The organism is Roseateles sp. P5_B10, from assembly GCF_056400485.1.
On the sequence record NZ_JBFULE010000446.1, the window covers coordinates 1 to 4,336 of the forward strand.

General features: G+C 67.9%; 5 protein-coding genes. 3 read left to right on the plus strand and 2 right to left on the minus strand.

All coding sequences use genetic code 11. The features are described 5' to 3' along the window. Together AC1DU6_RS21540 and tsaE are read right to left on the minus strand one after the other, a co-directional pair. Positions 1-1,098, minus strand: a 1,098-nt coding sequence (locus tag AC1DU6_RS21540; RefSeq protein ID WP_477859487.1) for an N-acetylmuramoyl-L-alanine amidase, incomplete at its 3' end; no start/stop codon positions are given. Continuing rightward, on the minus strand, positions 1,095-1,571 hold the full coding sequence (tsaE, locus tag AC1DU6_RS21545) for a tRNA (adenosine(37)-N6)-threonylcarbamoyltransferase complex ATPase subunit type 1 TsaE (RefSeq protein ID WP_235532048.1): 477 nt from the start codon (positions 1,569-1,571) through the stop codon (positions 1,095-1,097). The genes tsaE and AC1DU6_RS21540, both read right to left, overlap by 4 nt. On the opposite strand from tsaE, the gene queG reads away from it, so the two are divergent. Genes queG through AC1DU6_RS21560 form a run of 3 tightly spaced genes read left to right on the plus strand, consistent with a single transcriptional unit; the run spans position 1,572 to position 4,319 of the window. Beyond that, positions 1,572-2,708, plus strand: a complete 1,137-nt coding sequence (queG, locus tag AC1DU6_RS21550; protein ID WP_457446424.1) for a tRNA epoxyqueuosine(34) reductase QueG — start codon at positions 1,572-1,574, stop codon at positions 2,706-2,708. Beyond that, entirely contained in the window at positions 2,705-3,307 is a 603-nt protein-coding gene (locus AC1DU6_RS21555; protein WP_082532890.1) for a chalcone isomerase family protein, read from the plus strand. Before queG ends, AC1DU6_RS21555 begins: the two co-directional genes overlap by 4 nt. A gap of 37 nt (positions 3,308-3,344) precedes the next feature. Next, positions 3,345-4,319: a tripartite tricarboxylate transporter substrate binding protein BugE gene (locus AC1DU6_RS21560; RefSeq protein WP_457353055.1), complete on the plus strand. Its 975-nt coding sequence runs from the start codon at positions 3,345-3,347 to the stop codon at positions 4,317-4,319. Positions 4,320-4,336: the final 17 nt, after the last annotated feature.

Genomic DNA, 4,336 nt, shown 5'->3' on the forward strand with positions numbered 1-4,336 from the left:
GATCTGCGCCGTGGTGCTCATGTCGAGCAGGGCGCGCAACACGTTGGCGTCCTTGGTGGCGGCGCCGACGTTGACGCCGCCGACCATGTCGGCCGCGTTCTCGCGGTTGGCCATCCAGCGTGCGGCGGCACTCGTCGCGGCACCGTCGCTGAGCACGAACACCGAGGCACCGCGCGCCTGCGGCGTCAAGAAGGCGTCGGCATGGATGGACACGAACAGGTCGGCCTGCACGCGGCGCGCCTTGTGCACGCGGTCCTGCAGCGGCACAAAGAAGTCGGCGTCGCGTGTCATCAGCACGCGGATGTTCGGATTGGTCTGGAGCCGCTTGCGCAGCTTGAGGCCGACCGCCAGGACGACATCCTTCTCACGCAGGCCTGAGGGGCCGACGGCGCCGGGGTCTTCGCCGCCGTGGCCGGGGTCCAGCGCAATGATGATGAGGCGGTCGATCTTGGGCTCGACGGCAGGGGCGGGCACTGGTGCGGGTTTGGACGCGGCTTGCGCGGGCGGCGTCAGGGGTGCCGAGGCTGCCGGCGCTGGCGGACGCTCGATCTTCTGGATGAGGTCACCGAGGGCGTCGTTGACGGCGCTGGCCGCAGCCTCGGCGCGCTGGGTCGGGGAAGGCGTCGCAGCGGCAGACGGCTTCTTGTCGCGCTCCTGCGCCAAGGCCAGCAGCGGGTCGGCCTCGAACTTGGGGTGGAGGTCGAAGACGAGACGGTTCTTGTAGGCGGCCACCGGCGCCAGCGTGAAGATCTGTGGTGCCGCGGGCTGGCGCAGGTCCAGCACGATGCGCACGACGGTGGGCGTGTTCTGGCCGACGCGCACGCCGGTGATGTAGGGGTCGTCGGCCTTGACCTTGCCGATCAGCTCGCGCAGCCCCGGGCTCAGCTCCAGGCCGTCGATGTCGATGACGAGGCGGTGCGGCGAGTCGACCAGGAAATGCTTGACCGCCAGCGGCTGGTCGGACTCGATGGTGACGCGGGTGTATTCCTGTGCCGGCCAGACGCGCACGGCGACGATGCTGGCCTGGCTAGTCGCGGCCAGCGTGTCGGGCGCCTTCAGCAGCAAAGCGAGCAGCCCCAAGGTTTCGCGGCGCTTCATGCCAGGGCTCCCACGAGGCGCGCGTCGCCAACCGCGTGCACGCTTCGACTGTCGTCGGGCATCAGCTCGATGAAGAGCTGCAGATCAGCCGGCGGCAGCTGGCCGGCCGCTTTCTCGGGCCATTCGCAGAGCTTGAGGCCGGGTGCAGCGAAGACGTCGCGAAAGCCAGCGTCTTCCCACTCGCGCGGGTCGCCGAAGCGGTAGAAGTCGAAGTGGCTGGCAGTGTTGCCTCCCGCGGATTCAGGCAGCTCATAGCTCTCCATGACGGCATAGCTGGGGCTCTTGATGCGGCCTTGCACGCCCAGCGCGCGCAGCAGCAGGCGCACGAAGGTCGTCTTGCCGGCGCCGAGCGAGCCGTGCAGCTCGATCAGCGCGTTGGGGGAGGGCAGCAGTACCGCCGCGAGGCGTCCGGCGGTGGCCTGGGCCGCGGCCTCGTCGGGCCACAGCAGATCGGTTTCTAAAATCGGTGCCAAATGCAAGAAGTCCCGTCCACTGTCGATGCCGCCGCGCTGTTGATCCGTTTGCGCGGCTGGGCGCATGAGCTGGGATTCTCACAGATCGCCGTGGCCGACGTGGACCTCAGCAGCGCCGAGCCGGGCCTGCAGGCCTGGCTGGACGCCGGCCACCATGGCCGCATGCACTACATGGCCAGCCACGGCATGAAGCGTGCGCGCCCGGCCGAGCTGGTGCCGGGCACGCTGCGCGTCATCACGGCGCGCATGGACTATCTGCCCCAGGCCACCGAGCCGGGCTGGCAGGCCGTCGAATGGGCTGGCTTGGCCCAGCCGGAGCAAGCGCAGATCTCGATCTATGCCCGCGGCCGGGACTATCACAAGGTGCTGCGCCAGCGGCTGCAGAAGCTCGCCGAGAAGCTGGAGGCCGAAGTCGGCCCGCTGGGCTATCGCGTCTTCACCGACTCGGCGCCGGTGCTGGAGGTCGAACTGGCCGCGCGCTCGGGCCTGGGCTGGCGTGGCAAGCACACCTTGACGCTGCACCGCGAGGCCGGCTCGATGTTCTTTCTGGGCGAGCTCTTCATCGATCTGGCCCTGCCGTTGACCGAAGCCGTCAGCGCGCATTGCGGCGAATGCCGCGCCTGCATCGATGTCTGCCCGACTGCCGCGATCACCGCGCCCTACCGCATCGACGCCCGGCGTTGCATCTCTTACCTGACCATCGAACACGATGGGCCGATACCCGTCGAGCTGCGACCTTTGCTGGGCAATCGCGTCTATGGCTGCGATGACTGCCAACTGGCCTGCCCGTGGAACAAGTTCGCGCAGCCCGCCGTGCTGGCCGACTTCGACGTGCGCCCAGGCATGGCGGGCGAGCCAATTGCCACGCTGCTTGGATGGGGCGAAAGCGAATTCCTGCGCCGCACGGAAGGCTCGGCCATCCGCCGCATCGGTTTCGCCCGCTGGCGGCGCAATCTGGCGGTGGCGGCGGGCAACGCCTTGCGGGTCCGCGACGACTCGACTCTGCGCGCCGCGTTGCAGCAAGCAGGGCACGGCGCCGACGAAGTGGTGACCGAGCACATCGCCTGGGCCTTGTCCGCGCCGGAGTCGCCTGCCGCGTTATCGTCCGGCCCGCTGACCGTTGGAGCCCGTGAATGACTTTGTCCATCCGCCGCCGTGCGGCCGTTCTCGCCCTGGCCGCAGCCGCATCCATGCCCGCCCGCGCTGTCCGCTATGAAAACCAGGACTTTCCCGACACGCTGCAGCTCGGCGGCAGCACCCTGGTGTTGAACGGTACCGGCAAGCGCCAGGTGGCCATCTACCCGCTCTATCTCGCGGCCCTTTACCTGCCACAAAAGGCGGCGGCGCCCGACGCCATCTACGCCGAGGCCGGCCCCAAGCGGCTGGAGATGCGCATCGTCATTCCGCTCGTGAAGGACGTGTCGACGCAGGAATTCGTCAAGGCCATCGGCAAGGGGGTGAATCGCAACTCCACCGAGGCCGAGAAGGCGGCGGTGGCCGAGCGCCTGAAGCAGTTCAACACGGCCATCGCCGACGTAGGCCGCGTGAAGAAGGGCGACCTGTTGCACATCGACTATCTGCCCACCCAGGGTGGCACCGTCCTGTCGGTCAATGGCAAGGTCTGGGGCAAGCCCATCGAGGGCCAGGACTTCTACACGGCCTTCCTGAAGGTCTTCCTTGGCGACAGCAACAGCGATGCCCGGTTGCGTGCCGGCCTGCTGGGTCAGCCGTCCTGAACTAGCATCGCCCCATCAAACCAAGGAGACCGACTTCATGCAACGCCGTTCCGTCCTCCAAGCCGCCGCACTCGCCAGCCTCGGCCCCTTCGGGCATCTGGCCTGGGCGCAGGGCTACCCCGCCAAACCCATCCGCCTGATCGTGCCGTTCGCACCAGGCGGCACGACGGACATCATTGCCCGCATCGTCGCTGAGCGCATGTCCAGCGTCCTGGGCCAGACCATGGTGGTCGACAACAAGGCCGGCGGCGGCGGCACAGTCGGCGCGATGGAAATCGTGCGCTCCGCGCCCGACGGCTACACACTGGGCATGGCCACGGTGTCGACGACGGCGGCCAACCCGGCGATCAATCCCAAGATCGCCTACAACCCGCTGACCGACTTCACGCCCATCATCAACGTTGCGGCGACGCCCAACGTCATTGCCGTGCACCCCAGCTTCCCGGCGCGCGACTACAAGAGCTTCGTCGCCGAACTCAAGAAGAACCCGGCCAAGCACAGCTACGCGACCTCCGGCACCGGCGGCATCGGCCACCTGCAGATGGAGCTCTACAAGACGCTGGCCGGCGTCTTCGTGCTGCACATCCCCTACCGCGGTGCCGGCCCGGCGTTGAACGACACGGTGGCCGGCCAGGTGCCGATGATCTTCGACAACCTGCCCTCGGCCTTACCCTTCATCAAGGACGGCCGCCTCATTCCCATCGTCGTCGCCGCACCGCAGCGCCTGGCGGCGCTGCCGAATGTGCCGACCTTCAAGGAAGTCGGCCTGGAGGCCGTCAACCGCCTGGCCTATTACGGCATCCACGGCCCCAAGGGCCTGCCGCGCGACATCGTCGACAAGGTGCACGACGGGGTCAAGAAGGCGCTCGAGATCCCCGACGTCAAGAAGCGCATCGAGGACACCGGCTCGCTGATCGTGGCCAACACGCCCGAGCAGTTCGCGGCGCAGATTGCGGCGGAGTTCGAGGTCTACAAGAAGGTCGTGGCGGCACAGAAGCTCAAGCTTGATTGACTTGAAACCCCTCGCCC